Origin of the sequence: Pararhizobium sp. LjRoot235 (assembly GCF_964254145.1) — a bacterium.
Lineage (GTDB): Bacteria > Pseudomonadota > Alphaproteobacteria > Rhizobiales > Rhizobiaceae > Pararhizobium.
Map to the genome: position 1 here is coordinate 1,925,996 of NZ_CAXUSP020000001.1, position 15,978 is coordinate 1,941,973.

The 15,978-nt window shown below is 61.6% G+C and carries 17 protein-coding genes; 6 read left to right on the plus strand and 11 right to left on the minus strand.

Annotated features, from left to right (window positions below):
* Positions 1 to 39: 39 nt before the first annotated feature.
* The 4 genes from ACSQ2Z_RS09140 to ACSQ2Z_RS09155 form a co-directional block, all read right to left on the minus strand.
* Entirely contained in the window at positions 40 to 822 is a 783-nt protein-coding gene (locus tag ACSQ2Z_RS09140) for an anti-sigma factor family protein (RefSeq protein WP_436080910.1), read from the minus strand.
* Positions 819 to 1,373: an RNA polymerase sigma factor gene (locus ACSQ2Z_RS09145; protein ID WP_436080911.1), complete on the minus strand. Its 555-nt coding sequence runs from the start codon at positions 1,371 to 1,373 to the stop codon at positions 819 to 821. The genes ACSQ2Z_RS09140 and ACSQ2Z_RS09145 overlap by 4 nt, the downstream gene beginning before the upstream one ends.
* Positions 1,357 to 1,731: a COG4315 family predicted lipoprotein gene (locus ACSQ2Z_RS09150; RefSeq protein ID WP_436080912.1), complete on the minus strand. Its 375-nt coding sequence runs from the start codon at positions 1,729 to 1,731 to the stop codon at positions 1,357 to 1,359. The genes ACSQ2Z_RS09145 and ACSQ2Z_RS09150 overlap by 17 nt, the downstream gene beginning before the upstream one ends.
* Before the next feature lie 106 nt (positions 1,732 to 1,837).
* Positions 1,838 to 2,938: an AbrB family transcriptional regulator gene (locus tag ACSQ2Z_RS09155; RefSeq protein WP_436083034.1), complete on the minus strand. Its 1,101-nt coding sequence runs from the start codon at positions 2,936 to 2,938 to the stop codon at positions 1,838 to 1,840.
* Between the two features lie 218 nt (positions 2,939 to 3,156).
* On the opposite strand from ACSQ2Z_RS09155, the gene ACSQ2Z_RS09160 reads away from it, so the two are divergent.
* Entirely contained in the window at positions 3,157 to 4,287 is a 1,131-nt protein-coding gene (locus tag ACSQ2Z_RS09160; protein ID WP_436080913.1) for an ATP-dependent DNA helicase, read from the plus strand.
* Positions 4,288 to 4,291: 4 nt separating this feature from the next.
* On the opposite strand, the gene ACSQ2Z_RS09165 is transcribed toward ACSQ2Z_RS09160, so the two are convergent.
* Both ACSQ2Z_RS09165 and ACSQ2Z_RS09170 read right to left on the minus strand, forming a co-directional pair.
* Positions 4,292 to 4,999 carry a MerR family transcriptional regulator gene (locus ACSQ2Z_RS09165; protein WP_436080914.1) on the minus strand — a complete coding sequence of 236 codons (708 nt, stop codon included), beginning with the start codon at positions 4,997 to 4,999 and terminating at the stop codon, positions 4,292 to 4,294.
* A gap of 312 nt (positions 5,000 to 5,311) precedes the next feature.
* Positions 5,312 to 6,427 (minus strand): hypothetical protein, encoded by a 1,116-nt coding sequence (locus ACSQ2Z_RS09170; RefSeq protein ID WP_436080915.1) that lies wholly within the window; start codon positions 6,425 to 6,427, stop codon positions 5,312 to 5,314.
* 369 nt (positions 6,428 to 6,796) lie between these two features.
* Here ACSQ2Z_RS09170 and ACSQ2Z_RS09175 point away from each other — a divergent pair, with 369 nt between their 5' ends.
* Positions 6,797 to 7,549 (plus strand): pyridoxine 5'-phosphate synthase, encoded by a 753-nt coding sequence (locus tag ACSQ2Z_RS09175; protein WP_436080916.1) that lies wholly within the window; start codon positions 6,797 to 6,799, stop codon positions 7,547 to 7,549.
* 58 nt (positions 7,550 to 7,607) lie between these two features.
* On the opposite strand, the gene ACSQ2Z_RS09180 is transcribed toward ACSQ2Z_RS09175, so the two are convergent.
* Positions 7,608 to 8,495: an SDR family oxidoreductase gene (locus ACSQ2Z_RS09180; RefSeq protein WP_436080917.1), complete on the minus strand. Its 888-nt coding sequence runs from the start codon at positions 8,493 to 8,495 to the stop codon at positions 7,608 to 7,610.
* Positions 8,496 to 8,652: 157 nt separating this feature from the next.
* Between ACSQ2Z_RS09180 and ACSQ2Z_RS09185 the strand changes: the two genes are divergently transcribed.
* A complete protein-coding gene (locus tag ACSQ2Z_RS09185; protein ID WP_436080918.1) occupies positions 8,653 to 9,057 on the plus strand; it encodes a winged helix-turn-helix transcriptional regulator in 405 nt (134 codons plus the stop codon).
* 365 nt (positions 9,058 to 9,422) lie between these two features.
* Here ACSQ2Z_RS09185 and ACSQ2Z_RS09190 read toward each other — a convergent pair whose 3' ends face one another.
* Complete coding sequence (locus ACSQ2Z_RS09190; protein WP_436080919.1) at positions 9,423 to 10,361, minus strand: bifunctional helix-turn-helix transcriptional regulator/GNAT family N-acetyltransferase; 939 nt, start codon at positions 10,359 to 10,361, stop codon at positions 9,423 to 9,425.
* Between the two features lie 64 nt (positions 10,362 to 10,425).
* Positions 10,426 to 11,145: an aspartate/glutamate racemase family protein gene (locus ACSQ2Z_RS09195; protein WP_436080920.1), complete on the minus strand. Its 720-nt coding sequence runs from the start codon at positions 11,143 to 11,145 to the stop codon at positions 10,426 to 10,428.
* 172 nt (positions 11,146 to 11,317) lie between these two features.
* Between ACSQ2Z_RS09195 and ACSQ2Z_RS09200 the strand changes: the two genes are divergently transcribed.
* The gene (locus tag ACSQ2Z_RS09200; protein WP_436080921.1) at positions 11,318 to 11,782 is read left to right on the plus strand and encodes an Lrp/AsnC family transcriptional regulator; all 465 of its coding nucleotides are present in this window, start codon (positions 11,318 to 11,320) and stop codon (positions 11,780 to 11,782) included.
* Positions 11,783 to 11,807: 25 nt separating this feature from the next.
* Here ACSQ2Z_RS09200 and ACSQ2Z_RS09205 read toward each other — a convergent pair whose 3' ends face one another.
* Entirely contained in the window at positions 11,808 to 12,866 is a 1,059-nt protein-coding gene (locus ACSQ2Z_RS09205; protein WP_436080922.1) for an SDR family oxidoreductase, read from the minus strand.
* Between the two features lie 96 nt (positions 12,867 to 12,962).
* Here ACSQ2Z_RS09205 and ACSQ2Z_RS09210 point away from each other — a divergent pair, with 96 nt between their 5' ends.
* Positions 12,963 to 13,868 (plus strand): LysR family transcriptional regulator, encoded by a 906-nt coding sequence (locus ACSQ2Z_RS09210; protein WP_436080923.1) that lies wholly within the window; start codon positions 12,963 to 12,965, stop codon positions 13,866 to 13,868.
* Positions 13,869 to 13,956: 88 nt separating this feature from the next.
* Complete coding sequence (locus tag ACSQ2Z_RS09215) at positions 13,957 to 15,249, plus strand: NAD(P)/FAD-dependent oxidoreductase (protein WP_436080924.1); 1,293 nt, start codon at positions 13,957 to 13,959, stop codon at positions 15,247 to 15,249.
* Positions 15,250 to 15,274: 25 nt separating this feature from the next.
* Here ACSQ2Z_RS09215 and ACSQ2Z_RS09220 read toward each other — a convergent pair whose 3' ends face one another.
* Entirely contained in the window at positions 15,275 to 15,724 is a 450-nt protein-coding gene (locus ACSQ2Z_RS09220; protein ID WP_436080925.1) for a hypothetical protein, read from the minus strand.
* Positions 15,725 to 15,978 lie beyond the last annotated feature (254 nt).

Sequence of the window (15,978 nt, forward strand, 5' to 3'; positions counted from 1 at the left end):
TCCGGTCATATAGGGTGACGCTCAGGCTCGCGGAATATGTCAGCTTTCGAACTGCCGGTAGCATTCCTCGGCGATTGCTTGCAGTTTTGCGCGGGTGACTTCGCCGGTGACCGCATAACCGATCTCGCCGTCGATCCAGTAGAAGGTCTCAATCGATCCCGAGGTTTCGAATCGGAAGCTGGTCTCCCTGCTTTCCGGGTTCTTGCCGAGGAGAACGGTCAGCCGTTGGCCGCCGGCATCCTGATACATCAGCATTGCGCCGGCCCTGCCATTGACGGGCACGAGCCTGCCGCCCACAAGCGAGAAACCCTCTGAGCGGAGATCAGGCGCGACGAGCTTGTAGTCGAGACGCTTGCCAAGCCATGCGATCAGATGGGCCTCGTCATCGGCGCCAACCTCGACCGGGTGACGTTTTTCGCTGGCATAGACAAGAAAGGCCGTTTTCGATTGGCCGGGCAGACTTTCGAGTGCCGAGGCGGTTTCGACCGGCGGGCTTCCCGCGTAGAATCTGTCGGCATAAATGCCCGCACCTGCACCGGACAGTAAGAGCAGCAGCGATGCGGCAAGCAGGCCAGCTCTGCGCCAGAAGGGGCCCTGCGCCTCGGGATTCAGGAGCGTGCGATCGTTCTCGCTGAAACGGGCATAGTGCGAAAACGCGACCTTCAGATCCTCGGCTTGCTGCTGCCATTGCCGGACCTCGGCGGCTTCGTCCGGATGGTCTTTCAGCCAGAGTTCGACCTGACTCCGGCGGTCATCGTCGAGACGTCCATCGACGAAGGCATGCAGGTCGGCTTCGGTGACCGGGGTGTGTTCGTCTGTCATTTCGGTCTCCGCAGCGTAACAATATTGTCCTCAGCAAGGCGCGCGGCCATCTGCCGGCGTGACCGTGACAGGCGCGACATGACGGTGCCGATCGGGATCGACAGCATGTCGGCGACATCCTGATAGGCATAGCCTTCGACGACCACGAGCATCAGGACGGCGCGATAGTCCGGCGTCAGCGCGTTCAGCGCCTGCTGCAGCCGCGTTTTTTCGAGCGGATCACCCGATACGTCCTCCGCCGTCAGGCCAAGCGCATCGTCGAGTTCAACGGATGGACGCTGATTGAGGCGGCGGTGACGGTCGCGATAGAGATTGGTCATGATCGTAAACGCCCAGGCGCGAAGGTTGATGCCGCGCCACTGGCTGCGGCGGACGAGAACTTTTTCGACGCAATCCTGCAACAGGTCTTCGCCGTCACTATCGGATTTGGCAAGGCTGCGGGAATAGCGGCGCAGAGACGGCACCAGCGAAAGGACCTGATTTTCAAACGTGTCTGCGGAAGGGGGGATACCCCCCTTCGCGCGAGAAGCCTCATCAGGGGCGTGCGACATCCCAGACCTTTCCTACGCCGTCACCGGTGGCGTCGCCCTTTTTCGTGTCCTTGATCCAGAAGTAGAGCGGCATGCCCTTGAGCGCCCATTGCTTCTTGCCATCCTTGCGTTCGATCAGCGTATAGTCGCCTTCGGCCGCTGCGGATGCTTCAGCGAGATAAGGTGGCCAGTTGGTGGCACATTTATCATAGCAATAGGATTCGCCCTTTTCATCCTTCTTGTAGGTGTAGAGCGTCATGCCGTTTTCCGCGGCGATGACCTTTCCCTTGTCGGTTTCGACGGCCTGGACCGGCGGAGCGGCAAAAGCGGAGGTGGCCGCAACGAAGGAAAAGGCTGTAACGAGCGGCAGAAATCTCATTGGATATGTCCTCTCTGAAATATTACCGAACGAACCGCCTTTTTTCAGCCGGTTCGAACGTAAGACACATCCGGAGCTCTTCTTATTCCCACCGCTTTTAAAAAACTTATCGCGGCGGTGCGGCCTTCGAGGCGACAAACCGTGCGAGTGAGGGGCCGACGGCCATGACGAGCAGCAACCGCGCCGTCTGCAAAGCCATGACGAAGGGCACGTCGACCTTGCTGGAAGCGGCGATGATGGCGATCGAATCCATGCCGCCGGGGCTGGTGGCAAGATAGGCGGTCAAAGGATCGATGCCGACTGCTTTGACAAGGATGAAGGCGAGCAGGCCCGAAAAGCTCATCAGCACGAGGATGGAGACGATCGTCGGCAGCAGCGCCCTGCGGGCATGGGCAAGGATCGGGCGGGTAAAGCCAAGGCCGATGTTCCAGCCGAGCATGGCATAGCTGATCGCAAGCAGCCATTCGGGAATTTCGATCGTCAGCATGCCTGTGACGCTGAGCACGGAGCCGAGCAGGAAGGGCAGGAGGAAGACGCCGGCCGGTATGCGCAGCCATTTGCCGAAAAAACCGCCGACGATCGCAACGGCTGCGGTTTCGAGGAAGGGTCTCAGATGGATCGGCCCGAACCAGATGAACGCCGGTCCCGCCCCGTCGACCTCCGCCCAGTAGCGCGCAACAAGCGAGGCCGCGGCGGCGACAAAGACGACGCGCAGATATTGCATGAAGGCGACGAGCCGGATGTCGGCGCCATAGGCATCGGCCATGACCAGCATCGATGTTGCCGCACCCGCCGAGGAGCCCCAGATCGCCGTCGTGCCCGGCAGAATCTTCAGCCGGCTCATCACGAAGCCGCTCAGCGTGCTCATCGCGATGACGGCGGCGACGATGGCGAGAAACAGCGGCAAGTTGGCGAAGAAGGTCACCAGAATGCCGGGGCTCATGGTCTTGGCGATCATCGTGCCGATGAGCGCCTGGCCGCAAAGAAGCGCCGGGCGCGGCAGGCGGATCGAGCCGCCGTTCATCCCGACGACGGCGCCGGCCACCATGGGGCCCATCAGGAGGGCGGCCGGAATGCCGGCAAGCTCGAGGCAGCCGGCAAGAATGGCCGAGAGGATGAGCAGCAGACCCCATTGCAATGCGGCGTTCCAGCGGCCGATCCCCGACGTTACGGGGGCAAACGGGTCTTCGGCAGGATCAGGTCTCACATCGGCACTTTCGGAATCCAGAAAAGTCAGCGCTTGGGAGGCGAGGCGGTTCTGAGGTGGTATTATCACGAGCGGTATCCCGGCGATATAAGGGGCGGTGTGGCAGTTTCTTGCCGTATCCCGCCGGTATGCCGGATTTCGATGTGGCCAATGCGAGGCGTGGGTTCTGCAGGACGTGGAAGGCGACAGGCTCGTGCGAATCGGGCAATAGAACAAACATGGAATTCGCACCGCAACAGGATGAGGCCCTCAAGGCCGTTTCGCGCTGGCTGAAGGAAGGGCGTTCGCCGCTCTTCCGGCTGTTCGGCTATGCCGGAACGGGCAAGACCACGCTTGCGCGCCATTTCGCCGAGCACGTCGATGGCGATGTGCTGTTTGCCGCCTTCACCGGCAAGGCCGCTCAGGTGCTGCGCTCCAAGGGGGCGACCAACGCCAGGACGATCCATTCGCTGATCTACCGGCCGCGCGGCGAGGAGGAGGTCTCCGACGAGGAGACCGGCAAGACCTCGATCGCGCCGATGTTTGCCATCAACCGGCAGTCGCCCGTCGCCAAGGCGGCGCTGATCATCGTCGACGAGTGCTCGATGGTCGACGAGGCACTCGGCAAGGATCTGATGAGCTTTGGGACGCCGATCCTGGTGCTCGGCGATCCCGGCCAGCTGCCGCCCGTGTCCGGCGGCGGCTATTTCACCAATGAGGAGCCGGATTACCTGCTGACGGATATTCATCGGCAGGCGCGCGACAATCCGATCATTCAGCTTGCCATGCATGTGCGCGAGGGCAAGGAGATCATGCATGGCGACTACGGCACCACGGCCAAGGTGATTTCGAAGAACGAGGTGACGCAGAACCTGGTGCTCGATGCCGATCAGGTGCTGGTCGGCACCAACAAGACGCGGCGGCGCTACAATATGCGCCTGCGGGAGCTGAAGGGATTTACGACCGACTATCCGCAATCGGGCGACAAGCTCGTCTGCCTGCGCAACGACCCGGCCAAAGGGCTGCTCAACGGGTCGCTCTGGCAGGTGATGACCTCGTCCAAGGAGACGGTGAAGCCCGGCATCAACCTGATGATCCGCCCGGAAGACGACGACATGGACCGGGGCGCCGCCAAGATCAAGCTTTTGAAAACCGCGTTCGAGGATGTCGAGGGAGAAATTCCGTGGTCGACGCGCAAGCGCTACGATGAATTCGACTACGGCTATGCGCTGACCGTGCACAAGGCTCAAGGCTCGCAATGGAACGACGTCGTGCTGTTCGACGAAAGCTGGGCCTTCCGCGATACACGCGAGCGATGGCTCTATACGGCGATCACGCGGGCTGCCGAAACCCTGACGATCGTGCGCTGACGGTTCACTCGGCGGAAACCAGGCCCATCAGCACCGCCTTGGCGACCGCCTGAAAGCGATGATTGACGTTGAATTTGCGGATGATGTCGGATTCGAGCGTCAGCACGGCGGTCAGGTCCATGTCCATCAGGCCAGCGATCCGGTTTGCCGGATAACCTTCGGCCATGAAGGCAAGGCACTTCGCTTCGATCGGGGACAGATGGATCGGCATCACGGCGGCATGTTCGCCGCCATCGCCGTCCGCAGCCGATTCCAGGAGTTCGCTGACCCGCTGCATCTGGCGCCGCAGGATCGATTGCTGCGCTGCCAGTTCCCGCTTACGGGCATTGAGCGCATTTTCGAATATCTGCGCGGCGTCATCCCGGCTTTCGCAAGCCGTCAGCGCCTGCATCAGGTCCTGAATTTCGGCGATCGGCATGTCGATCTCGCGACAGGCGTTGATGACGGTCATCCGCCGGATGTCGTGCGGACCGTAGACCCGCATCGGCCCCATTCGATCGGCCGTCAGCAGTCCTTTCTCCTCGTAGAAATGCAAGGTACGGTGCGTGACGCCGAAGGCGTCCGCCATGTCGGCGATGGCGAGGTGGTTGTCGGGAATCGCTCCCGGCAAAGGCAGATGCGGCAGGAAACCGGCACCCGTTCGGCTGGCCGGTGCAGAATGGATGGTCTTCGACTGTTCTGGCATCGTGTGAAATCGCCCCTCGCTGGTCATGCACGGCAGAAATTCCTGGAGATTGCAATCTGCCCGTTGGCATCGAAACGACGCGGCAGTTGCCTCCCTCTGTGCCCTCCATGTCATGCACACCACCCGCCCGGGGATGGATACTCGCGACCACTGTGCCTGCTGATGAGCGACCAGGCCTTTATCCGCTTGCCCCGCCAGAATACACGCGGTACGGGAAAATGGATAGCCCGTAACATTAGGGATGAAATCTGGGGTTTTTGATCGAATCCGCGCGTCTCGGATGCATGCAATATTACTGGCAACGTCTCGCAGTTCGCCCTTGGCTAACCCGCTATCAGTCTAGCGAATGAGCGTCGAGGGCAGGGCGCCCGCGCTGATGACGAATTCCAGCTTCCGGCGATGCTCGGCCGACAGCTTCTCCTGGCAGGCTTTGGCCTCGTGAAAGGATTGGCGCGTCTGCAGATGCCGGTAGGTGTCCGTCAGCGCCATGCATTTCATCAGCGGGCTGTCGATTGCAGCACTGTTCGCATAGCGGAAGATGTGGCCGTCGGCGGCCAAGGTCTTTGCCGCAAGGGCAAGGCTTTCGTAAAGAATGTCCGCGTCACCGGCCACATGTGCCTCGTCGAGAAACCCTTTGTGGACCGTTTCGGAGGTCGCGTCGTGGGTGACCAGCACCCGCAAACCGGCCGGCGACGTCTGCTGGGTGATGGAAATCGTGAACCCCAGCCGGTCGGTTGCCGGCGATTGCGGCCGCTGCCAGAGCACCGTGCCGGGCACGGCAGTCATCGTCCGGTAGTGGGACGCGGCGGTGCGAAACGCATCGGCAAAGCGCGCCGCGCTGCTCGTACGCGGCCATTGCGACCGCACTGTTATCTTCGGCAGATCGCTGGCAAATTTGCGCTCCAGGAGCGCGCCGTGCAAACGCGACTGTGCCGGGATATTTACGCTCAAGGCGGGCGAGGACAAGGGCACGAAAATCAGGAGCGGCAGGACGGAAAGCAGAGCCAGCGGCGAGGACAGCGGAGCCGGCAGCCAGGGTACCCGGCGGGACGCGGCGAGGCGCGGCTGTACCGGCAGGCGTTGCGTTGCCGTCTGCGCGGACGGTGCTACACGCTGGCGCAGATACTCAGGCACGTAGGTGCCCTTGGGGATATCGATGCGCCACTCGTCGCCAGCGCCTTCGCCGGCATAATAGGCCGTAAGCAATTTCCTCAGCTTGCCGGCGTGGACGCGCACAAGCGGGTCGCTATCGGCATTGAAGGCCTGCGGCCGGTCGAAGACATCGATGCCGATCGCATAGCCTTTCAACTGGTGGCCATTGCCCTCGATTTCCCTTTCGACGACATATTTCAGGAAGGCGCGCAGCCGCTCGGAGCGCGAAAACAGAGCGCTCGACAGAATACTGTCCAGCGCATCGAGGATGGCATGATCGTTGGGCCTTTCGCGCTCGTCCATCAACGCGTTCTCCGTGAAAAACGCGCAAATATCGGCACTCCATTGTCAGGAGCGATAGTCGATTCGGTGATGTCGCGGCAAAAACGAAGGCTCATTGGTTTCGGTTTGGGTCTTTCCGTGGAATTTTCAGCACAGCTGCTCGCCGACCGGGAGCATATGGCTTGTACTTGAGTCTGCATTTAACCGGACTTTTCCCGGTTTGTCAGGTGCTGCAATCATGAAACTTGAGTTTCATATGAAATAGTCCGGCGAGGCAGGCTTGCGTTTATTGTGACGGGTACACTTTCGCGATTGCCTGTTTGTTGCGAGCCGAACAAGGAACCGCTAGAAAAGACCCACCATGACGCCATTCCCATCGAAAGTGCTGAAATGCCTGCGAAACTCTCGGTAAACCTGAACGCGATCGCCATGCTTCGCAACCGGCGCGATCTTCCCTGGCCATCAGTGACGGGGCTGGGGCAAATTGCGCTCGAGGCGGGCGCCAGCGGCCTGACGGTGCACCCACGACCGGACCAGCGGCATATCCGTTTCTCCGATCTCGCCCCGATCCGCGCCCTGATCGACGATCTTTACCCGCAGGCAGAATTCAACATGGAAGGGTTTCCGAACGAAGAGTTCCTGGAGCTTGTCGAGCGCCACCAACCCGAGCAGGTGACGCTGGTGCCGGACGATCCGGTGCAGGCGACCTCGGACCATGGCTGGGACTTTCGCAAGAGCCACAATCTGCTTGGCAATGTCGTCGGGCGCTTGAAGAAAAAGGGTTTTCGCGTGTCGCTGTTTGCCGATGGCGATCCGGACATCGAGGCGCTGACGATCGCCAAGGAGACTGGCGCCGACCGGATCGAGCTTTACACCGGCCCCTATGGCGGCTGCTACGACGATCCAGAGCGGGGTGCCGTGCTTCTGGAGGAGCTGGGGCGCACGGCCGATGTTGCAGTCGGGCTTGGGCTCGGGGTCAATGCCGGTCACGACCTGACGGTCGCCAACCTGCCGGCGCTGGCGGCGCGGATTTCCAACCTCGCCGAAGTTTCGATCGGCCACGGCTTGACCGCGGATGCGCTGCAATATGGTATGGCGGAAACCGTCCGCCGCTTCTGCCGCGCTTGCGGGCAGGACATCTGAGACAGTTCCATTTCCCCCCAAAAAAGGGGCTCCGTGTGACCGGAGCCCCTTTTCTTTCTTAGCTGAGCAGGACTGACTTGCTGGCGCTCAGGAAGCTTTCGAGCGTCGTCAGCTTCTCGCCGGAGAACTTGCCGGCATCCGCGGTGACCAGATCGATGTGGCCTTCGCGTGTGTTGGTATCGAAGGAGACGATGATGGGGATGAGGAAATCGGGGAGGCCCGCGGCCTTCAGCCCGCCTGCAAGCTGCTCGTCGCTGACATGCACGACGTCAAGCGGCTTGCCAGCGACCTTCGAGACGATGGCGCCGATTTCGTTCACGGTGTACTTGGTCTCGCCGGTCAGCGTGTAGGTCGCGCTTCCGGTCGCGCCGGAGGCGAGGGCGGCGGCCGTTGCCTTGGCGATGTCCTTGCGTGCGATATGGGCGATCTGGCCCTCACCGGATGCACTGTACCACTTGCCCTCGGCGATCGCGTGCGGCAGCGCCAGGAACAGGTTTTCCATGTACCAGCCATTGCGCAGGATCGTGTAGGGAATGCCGGTTGCCTTGATCGCGTTTTCGGTGCCGAGATGGTCGGCCGCGAAGGGGATGACCGAGGTCTCCGGGTTCGGCATCGAGGTGTAGAGAATATGCTTGGCGCCGGCCTTTTGCGCGGCGGCAACGGCCGCCTGGTGCTGGCGCAGGCGCTTGCCGGCTTCGTCCAGTGCGTCGGTGGAGATGATCAGGATGCGGTCGGCGCCCTTGAATGCCGCTTCCAGCGAGGCAGCATCGTCGAAATTCGCCGAACGGGTCTGGACGCCCTTGGCGGCATAATCGGCGAGCTTGGCGGCATCGCGGCTGGTGGCGATGACGTTGGCCGGCGAGACCTTGCCGGAGGCGAGCAGTTCATCGAGGACGAGGCGGCCGAGTTGACCGGCGGCGCCGGTGACGAGAAGGGTTTCGGACATGATGCTTCCTTTGTTTGTCAAACGGCGCCCGGTTTGTTGCCGAAACATCCCGTTTGAGATATGGTTCCAAAATGAGACCTTCTCTTATTTCGTTATCGCCAGGCGGATGTAAAGGAGGCAGTTTTTTATTCGGTGGTTACGTGAAGGGAACCAGCCCATGAACAAAGTAGCCGGCAAGACGCAAGGCGAGCGGGTGATCGTCGTCATGGGCATGGCATTTTCCCGCGAGGAATGCCCCGTCCGCGACGTCATCGACAATATCGGCGGTAAATGGAACACGCTGATGATCCTGGCGCTGGCCGACGGACCGATGCGCTTTTCGGCGTTGCGGAGGCTGATCCCGGATATCTCCCAGCGCATGCTGACCCAAACATTGCGCGACCTGCAGCGCGACGGCTATATCGGCCGCGAGGTCTTTCCGACCCAGCCGCCGAGCGTCGAATACCGGCTGACGCCGCTTGGACAGTCCTTCCTCGTGCTCGTCAAGGGACTGGTCGACTGGTCGACGGCGCATCACGACGCGATCCGGGCGGCGCGAGCGGAATATGACGCAGCCGCATGACGATGTGACTGCGCAGCCGTGCCGGACGGTTCGTGGCGCAGGCTGCTACAGACGTCGATGGGGACGATATCCGGATAGGCATTGATGAAACAGTTCGATATTGGCGTGCCGGGCGCCGGACCGGCAGGTCTTGCCGCGGCCCTTTTCCTGGCACGCGCGGTCACCGCGTCGAAATCCTCGAACGGTTCGAGACGCCGGCACCGCTGGGCTCACGGTTGTCAACGCGCTCGGGCTGTCCGATACCATCTGCGCCGTGTAGCCGGATCGATCAGCTGCACGGCGCCGATGCTGCCGGCCTGACCGAATGCAGGTGGCAAAAGGACCTCAGCCTGCTCGCGGCATGGCGTAGAATCATCGCGGCTCTCTCAGAGCCTGAGCTGCCACGTCTGGCCGTTCAGATCCTTTCCGAAGCTGTGATGCCGTTCCTCGGCAACAAGAACGAAGCCCTCCGCCTCGTAGATCTTGCGGGCGCTGACGAGAACGTCGTTGGTCCATAGCGTCAGCGTTTCGTAGCCGGCCTCTCGGGCAAAGGTGATGCATTGGCGCACCAGCGCGCGGCCGATGCCGAGACCGCGGGCGAAGGGCTCGACATAGAGCAGCCGCAGCTTGGCGGTGCCGCCGCCGGCATCGACCAGAAACACCGAACCGGCGATCTCGCCGCCGAATTCCGCGATCCAGCAGAACTCGCGGCCGGGTTTGAAATTCTGGATGAAATCGGCGGCGATCTGCAGGATTAGTCCTTCATACTCGCCGTTCCAGCCATATCCCTCCATGTAAAGCTTTGTCTGGCGGCCAAGAACCGAGCTGATGTCACCGGGATGGTGCGCGCGAAGCGTGAAGGTCCTGACCAACGGGGCCGAAAGCAGCGTTTCGATCCGCCCCATGGCCGTCGCGATCGTCTCCTGCTGTGCGGCATTCAGCGGCGAAAGCATGGCCGCGATCTCTTCACGGGAGCGGGCGGCAAGCGCGCGGGCCTGCGACACACCCTCTGCGGTCAGTTCAAGCAACTGGCTGCGCTGATCCTGCGGGTCCGGCCTGGTAAGGAGTAGCCCGTCGTTGCGGAATTTTTTCAGGATGCGACTGAGATAAGCGGGATCGAGATGCAATTCCTCGATCAGCTTTTTCGCCGGCAGACCGGGCCGGGACGCCAATTCGTAGATGATGCGCGCTTCGGTCAGCGTGAAGCGGCTGTCGAGAAAGGCGCGGCCGAGCAGGCCGAGTTGATTGGTGTAAAAGCGGTTGAAGGCCCGCACGGTCTCGATGCGGTCGGCTTGCGGACCATGCAAGGTCGCGTGTGTGTTCATGGCAATCTCCCTGCTGGAAGATTGCCATTATTTAGTTGACTGAGTCAAATAAATTGCGACGGCGTCAGGCCGCCTGTTGGCCAGGCTGCGATAAACCTTTCAGCGCGAAATCAACGGCCGCTTCGGCGTGGATCGCGGTGGAATCAAAGCCGGGCAGGGGCAGGTTGTGCGGATCGAGGATCAGGCAGATCTCGGTGCAGCCGAGGATGATGGCGTCAGCGCCCTCACTTTTGGCGTGCTCGGTGACCGTCATGAGCGCCTGGCGGGAGGAGTCGAGGACGGCACCGGCGCAGAGTTCGTTGAAGATGATGTCGTGCACGAGGGTGCGGTCCTCGGCGTTCGGAACCATGACCTCGATGCCACGCGCCGCCATGTGGCCGGTGTAGAAGCCGTGTTCCATCGTGTAGCGCGTGGCCAAAAGCAGCGGGCGCTTGACGCCGGCGGCCTTCATGGATGCGGCGGTCTCGTCGATGATGTTGATCAACGGAACCGAAATGGACGACTGAACCGCGTCGGCGATCAAGTGCATCGTGTTGGTGCAGATCAGCACGCAGGATGCGCCTGCCGCCTCAAGGCCTTGCGCGACCTCGGAGAGGCGCTTGGCGGCATCATCCCAGCGGCCGGCCTTCTGCAGGTCGACGATGCTCTGGAAATCGACGGAATGCAGCATGACTTCAGCCGAATGCAGGCGGCCGAGGCGTTCGCGCACGGCTTCGTTGATCATGCGGTAATAGACTGCCGAGCTTTCGAAGCTCATTCCACCGATGAGGCCGATCTTGCGCATGAGGCTGTTCCTGTCCGTCTTGTTTTCTGATGCAGTGATTGTCGCCGGGAGTGAGCGGAAAGTGTTTGCTTTGTTTAGTGACATCGCGACCATTTGCGCGTATTTTTTGCATTGAAGCTGCCAATGGCGCGAATTTCTCGCGCTTGTGCTACTTTAGTTGGGAGAGAATGGCGTGCTGGACGAAAGAGACCGGAAGATTCTGTCATTGCTGCAGGAGGATGCGAGCCTTTCTGTCGGCGACCTCGCCGAAAGGGTAAGCCTGTCGCTCTCGGCCTGCTCGCGGCGCATCCAGCGGCTGGAGGAGACTGGCTATGTCGCGCGCCGCATCGCGGTGCTCGATCGTGACAGGATGGGTATTCCGACAACCGTCTTCGCCCTGATCAAGACCGCCCATCACTCCGACGACTGGATCGACACCTTCCGTAGGGTGATCGCCGATATTCCCGAAATCGTCGAGGCGCACCGGCTGACCGGCAATTACGACTACATCCTGAAGGTCGTGCTACCGCGCGTCGAGCACTACGACGTGATCTACAAGCAGATTGTCCGCAAGGTGGAACTGTTCGACGTCTCGGCCTCGATCTCGATGGAGGTGCTGAAGAGCGGAATGGCGGTGCCGGTGGAGTATGCGCGGTGAGCCGGCACCGCTTTCGCCTTTGGGCTCACGGAATAATCCGCTGTTCCCGCATCTTACGGAAGACCGACAGGAACATCTCGTCGGTCTGCACATAGTCATGGAATCCCAGTCGGCGCGCCTTGGTGCCGTCGGCGAAGAAGTCGTAATTCCAGCCGAACACCGCGTCGCCGAAGGCCCAGGAGGAGACGGCTTCATAGGGGTGATCGGCAAGGCTGTATTTCTCTTTCATCTGCTGCCAGAGCCCAGCCTTATCCGCCATCACGACACTGAGCGACATCGGGAGAGGAGCGGCGGTTTCCATCTCGAAGAAGCGGCCAATCTTCGGCCACATCTCGTTCCAGCGGAAGAGATCGCCATTGGTGATGTTGAAGGCCTGGTTGGCGCATTGCGGATTGGTGGCGGCCCAGACGGTCGCCCTGGCGAGCAGTCCGGCATCGGTCATTTCGAGCAGCGTGTCGTAGGCGCCTGGTTTGCCGGGAAAGCGCAGGGGCAGGCCGCGTTCCTTCGACATAGAGGCGTAGAGGCCGATTACCATGGCAAGGTTCATCGGATTGCCGGTGGCGGTGCCGATGACAACGGAGGGGCGCAGCGCCGACCAGGTCCATGATTTGCCCTGTTGCCGCGTCTGCAGGAACGCCTGCTGGTCCATGTTGAATTCGGGCGGCATATGGTTGTCTTCGTCTTCGCGGGCCGGTGTCTTGAAGGGCCCGAGATGGGCGCCGTAGACCTTGTAGCCCTGCATCAGGCTGACGTGCTCAAGGCCCGATGCTACGCGCTCGACGGCAGTGACAACGTTGACCAGCATGGCGAGATTGGGCGCGACCAACTCCGCCCAGGTCGGGCGATCCTGATAGGCGGCGTAGAAGATGTGAGTCACTTCAGTGAGATCGCCAAGTGTCTTCGCGCAATCCGCCGGATCGAGCAGATCGACCGAAATGTGCCGCGTTTTCTCCGAGGATGGTCCCCCGCGGCGGGACAGGCCGATGATCGACCAGTGGTCGAGCGTTTCGAGATGGCGGGCGAGGTTGCCTCCGATGACGCCCTGGGCGCCGACGATGAGGGCGGTTTTGTGCTGGTCACGCATGACGATCTCCTGATGTCCTGATGGAGGAGATATGGACGCGGCGCGATTTAGGAACTAGACAGCAGACAAGCACAGGATTTGTGAGGTGAAGTCACAATGGCACGGCTGGACGTCAATCGATCGGGCGAGATGGAGGTGTTCGTGCGGGTCGTCGATCTCGGCGGCTTTTCGGCCGCCGCCCGCCACTTCGCCATGACGCCGTCGGCGGTCAGCAAGCTGGTCTCGCGGCTGGAGGCGCGGCTGAATGCGCGGCTTGTCAACCGCTCGACCCGCAAACTGCAACTGACGCCGGAAGGCTGCCGCTACTATGAACATGGCGTGCGGGCTCTGGCCAATCTCGACGAGGCCGAAAGCGCCGCGGCCTTGGCCGACAGTCCGAGCGGGCGGATTCGTGTCAGCTGCAACATTCCCTTCGGGCGGCATATCCTGTTGCCGGTGCTGGCGAACTTCATGGCACTTTATCCGGATGTGTCACTGGACCTGTCATTAACCGATAGTGTCGTCGATCTCCTGGAAGACCGCGCCGATGTGGCCGTTCGGGCAGGCCCCCTGAAAAGTTCGGCGCTGATGGCGCGCAAGCTTGGAACGGTGAAGATGCACATCGCCGCGGCACCCGACTATATCGCGCGCAGGGGCGTACCGCACCATCCCGACGACCTGCAGAAACACAATCTGCTCGGACCCAGCTACGTCCGCGCTATCGGCGGCTGGCCTTTCGTCGCGGGCGGCGTCAACCTGACGATCAAGTCGGCGGGCAACATCCAAGCCAGCGACGGCGAGGCCCTGCGCGAGCTTGCGCTTGCCGGGGCAGGGCTGGCACGTCTTGCCGACTTTCAGGTGCGGGAGGATTTCGCCCGCGGCGCATTGACGCCGGTGCTAGAGGCCTTCACTGCGACGGACAGCGAAGAGGTGCATGCGGTCTTTCTCGGCCAGGGCGGCAATATGCCGGCGCGGGTGCGAGTGTTCCTTGACTTTCTCGCCGCCCGCTGCCGGGTAGGCTGAGATCTTTCAACAGGGCAGCCATTCCGACAGAGCAGTTGTGTCGGGCCAACGGAGCGTGGACACTGCGGCGCGAAATGGAGGTAGCGTAATGACAGCATCGAGCCGTCATCATCTGGTCGTCGTCGGAGGCGGATTCGGCGGCCTTCAGCTCGTCAACGATCTGAAAGGCGCACCGCTCGACATCACGCTCGTCGACAAAAGGAATCATCATCTTTTCCAGCCGCTTCTCTATCAGGTGGCCACGACCCTTCTGGCGACCTCGGAGATCGCATGGCCGATCCGCCGGCTGTATCGCGACCGGCCGGAGGTGACGACGATGCTGGCCGAGGTCGACGGTGTCGATGCGGGTGCGAAAACGATTCGCCTGTCCAACGGCAAGACCATCCCTTACGACACACTGGTGCTGGCGACCGGTGCCACTCACACATATTTCGGAAAAGACGAGTGGGAAGCGGTGGCTCCGGGTTTGAAAACGCTGGAGGATGCAACGACCATTCGAAGACGCGTGCTGCTCGCCTTCGAGCGGGCGGAAGTCGAGATCGATCCGGCGGTGCGCGAGGCGCTTTTGACGTTTACCATCATTGGCGCCGGCCCCACTGGTGTCGAACTGGCGGGTATGATCTCCGAACTCGCGCAGTTTACCCTGCCGAAGGAGTTTCGCCGCATCGATACGCGCAGAACGCGGGTTATCCTCGTGGAGGCCGGCCCGCGTGTTCTGCCGGGATTTTCCGAAGACCTGTCGGCCTATGCGCATCACGCTCTGGAAAAACGCGGTGTCGAAGTGCGCACCGGGCAGAAGGTAACGTCCTGCACGCAAGCGGGCGTGACGATAGACGATAATTTCATTGCGTGTCGCACCATGGTCTGGGCCGCGGGGGTTCAGGCTTCGCCGGCCGCCCGATGGCTCGGCGTCGCGGCGGATCGTGCCGGCCGTGCCGTCGTCGAGAAGAACCTCACCGCGCCCGGCCATGCGGATGTCTTCATCATCGGCGATACGGCTTCGGTCTTGCGGGAAGACGGCACCGCGGTGCCGGGTATCGCGCCCGCGGCAAAGCAGCAGGGTGCTTTCGTCGCAAAGGTCATCCGAACCCGGCTGAACGGCCAGGCGGAGCCTGCCGGTTTCCGCTATCGCCACCAGGGCAGCCTGGCAACGATCGGCAAGCGCTCGGCGATCATCGATTTCGGACGCGTCAGGATGAAGGGGACACTCGCCTGGTGGATATGGGGGATTGCCCATATCTACTTCCTCATCGGCACGCGAAGTCGCTTCGCCGTTGCCTGGAGTTGGCTGTGGAGCTATCTCAGCGGCCAGCACAGCGCGCGGCTGATTACGCAGAAGGAGACCATGCGCGATAGATCCGCTGACGGGCGCGCCGAGTGATAGGCATGGTTTCCTTGGAGCAGCGTCAGTTGTTGATGCTGGTCACGGCCCAATGCGATGAGCTGCAATCGTCATTGTCGCAGATTCCGCTCATCCAGACCGCGCCGTCCGCCAGCATGACGCCATCGCTGTTGACGAAGAGTTGGTCATATTTCTGGTGTGCAACGGCCTCGCGCGTTTCCGGCGTGACGAGGCTGTCGAAATTTTCAACGAAATCGTCGGCGTTCTGAATGTCATAGCTTTCGCCATTGGCGGCGACCCGCAACGGGTATTCGGCGAGACCGGCGATCGTTGCCGCATCGCCGTTGCCCATGGCTTCCGTCAGGCTCAGCAGCGGCTCGGCAAGATCTCCGGCATTGCCATGCAGGGCTTCGATACGGTTATAGACCTCTTCATCGGATTGCGCCGCCGCCGGCACAGGCATCAGCATCAGGGCGGCGGACAGAAGCATGGCGGCTTTATTCAGGTGAGGCATGAAAACTCCGGGAAGAGGGGCGTGTCGGCAGCCGCACACTACTAGCGGAACCGGTCTTGAAACGGAACCGCGGTGGGCGGATGCCAGGGATCCATTTTGGGGTTTGTGTCTGGCTGTCTCCAATACGTTTGGCGGCGGCGCAATATTCGGCAGGATCGCGCGTGAGAACCGGTCTCAAGTTCCAATACGTGGCGGGTGCCTATATGGCCGTGCTGATGGTGGTTGGATGGGTGCACCAGTTGCCACCCGATCAG

What these genes read in the sequence shown, in the direction of transcription:
- ACSQ2Z_RS09140 (WP_436080910.1), bottom strand. Translation starts at nt 822, where the DNA reads ATGACAGACGAACACACCCCGGTCACCGAAGCCGACCTGCATGCCTTC.
- ACSQ2Z_RS09180 (WP_436080917.1), bottom strand. Translation starts at nt 8,495, where the DNA reads ATGTCCGAAACCCTTCTCGTCACCGGCGCCGCCGGTCAACTCGGCCGC.
- ACSQ2Z_RS09215 (WP_436080924.1), top strand. Translation starts at nt 13,957, where the DNA reads ATGACAGCATCGAGCCGTCATCATCTGGTCGTCGTCGGAGGCGGATTC.
- ACSQ2Z_RS09165 (WP_436080914.1), bottom strand. Translation starts at nt 4,999, where the DNA reads ATGACCAGCGAGGGGCGATTTCACACGATGCCAGAACAGTCGAAGACC.
- ACSQ2Z_RS09170 (WP_436080915.1), bottom strand. Translation starts at nt 6,427, where the DNA reads ATGGACGAGCGCGAAAGGCCCAACGATCATGCCATCCTCGATGCGCTG.
- ACSQ2Z_RS09160 (WP_436080913.1), top strand. Translation starts at nt 3,157, where the DNA reads ATGGAATTCGCACCGCAACAGGATGAGGCCCTCAAGGCCGTTTCGCGC.
- ACSQ2Z_RS09150 (WP_436080912.1), bottom strand. Translation starts at nt 1,731, where the DNA reads ATGAGATTTCTGCCGCTCGTTACAGCCTTTTCCTTCGTTGCGGCCACC.
- ACSQ2Z_RS09190 (WP_436080919.1), bottom strand. Translation starts at nt 10,361, where the DNA reads ATGAACACACACGCGACCTTGCATGGTCCGCAAGCCGACCGCATCGAG.
- ACSQ2Z_RS09195 (WP_436080920.1), bottom strand. Translation starts at nt 11,145, where the DNA reads ATGCGCAAGATCGGCCTCATCGGTGGAATGAGCTTCGAAAGCTCGGCA.
- ACSQ2Z_RS09205 (WP_436080922.1), bottom strand. Translation starts at nt 12,866, where the DNA reads ATGCGTGACCAGCACAAAACCGCCCTCATCGTCGGCGCCCAGGGCGTC.
- ACSQ2Z_RS09210 (WP_436080923.1), top strand. Translation starts at nt 12,963, where the DNA reads ATGGCACGGCTGGACGTCAATCGATCGGGCGAGATGGAGGTGTTCGTG.
- ACSQ2Z_RS09175 (WP_436080916.1), top strand. Translation starts at nt 6,797, where the DNA reads ATGCCTGCGAAACTCTCGGTAAACCTGAACGCGATCGCCATGCTTCGC.
- ACSQ2Z_RS09145 (WP_436080911.1), bottom strand. Translation starts at nt 1,373, where the DNA reads ATGTCGCACGCCCCTGATGAGGCTTCTCGCGCGAAGGGGGGTATCCCC.
- ACSQ2Z_RS09220 (WP_436080925.1), bottom strand. Translation starts at nt 15,724, where the DNA reads ATGCCTCACCTGAATAAAGCCGCCATGCTTCTGTCCGCCGCCCTGATG.
- ACSQ2Z_RS09185 (WP_436080918.1), top strand. Translation starts at nt 8,653, where the DNA reads ATGAACAAAGTAGCCGGCAAGACGCAAGGCGAGCGGGTGATCGTCGTC.